Source organism: Desulfogranum marinum (assembly GCF_016918565.1).
Classification (GTDB): domain Bacteria; phylum Desulfobacterota; class Desulfobulbia; order Desulfobulbales; family Desulfobulbaceae; genus Desulfogranum; species Desulfogranum marinum.
Genome location: NZ_JAFFQD010000143.1, coordinates 1 through 771, shown reverse-complemented (window position 1 = coordinate 771; position 771 = coordinate 1). Strand labels below are relative to the sequence as shown.

Annotated in this window: 1 protein-coding gene; it reads left to right on the top strand. The window is 43.5% G+C overall.

What is annotated here, in order from left to right; all coding sequences use genetic code 11:
• Positions 1–144 precede the first annotated feature (144 nt).
• A partial coding sequence (locus tag JWH17_RS23235; RefSeq protein WP_205225085.1) for a transposase occupies positions 145–771 on the top strand: 627 nt, incomplete at its 3' end.

Below are 771 nucleotides of genomic sequence, written 5' to 3'. Positions count from 1 at the left end.
TAGTGTCTGTCCGCGAGAAGCTATTTATTTGATTTAGTAAGAGAAAATCGCCTTTTAAGGGGTGCTCTTTTTACGATTTCTGGTAAAGTTTTTTTAGTAAGTCGCTAAAATTACTTGATTAACTATTTCCGGAAATCGAAAAAGATGCGAAAAACTCACAATCAACAGCTACCTTTAGCAGAGGCTGCCCCTGACCACCCCAAGGCGAAAGAGTTGGAAAAGATCAGTGATATACTTGATGAAAACACTATCATATACGACCTGGTTCTACAAGATATTGGCTCATTAACGCAAAAGAGCGATGCTAAAAGTGGAGCCTGCGGTATGACTGCAGAGCAGGTGATACGCGCCGCATCCGTAAAACAAATAGAGGGCTGCAGTTATAGAGAATTGGAATTTCGCCTGGTTGATTCCAGGGCGTATGGCCTTTTCTGTAGAATCCCATTTGGGAAACATTTTAAAAAATCAACGCTGCAAAAAACAATCAAAGCTATATCCGAAGCCACATGGGAGGAGATCAACAGGGTGTTGATCGGCTATGCCCAGGACGCAGGTATTGAGAAAGGCCGCAAGGTGCGCGTAGACTGCACCGTTGTCGAAACCAATATTCATGCACCCTATGACTCTGAATTGCTTTTCGATTCTGTTCGTGTTCTGGCCAGACTTCTTGATGAAGCGAAAACAAGGCTGCCAGGGATCATGTTATCCTTCCATAACCATCGACGGGCGGCAAAACGACGGAATCTGGAAATTACAAATGCCAAGAATAAT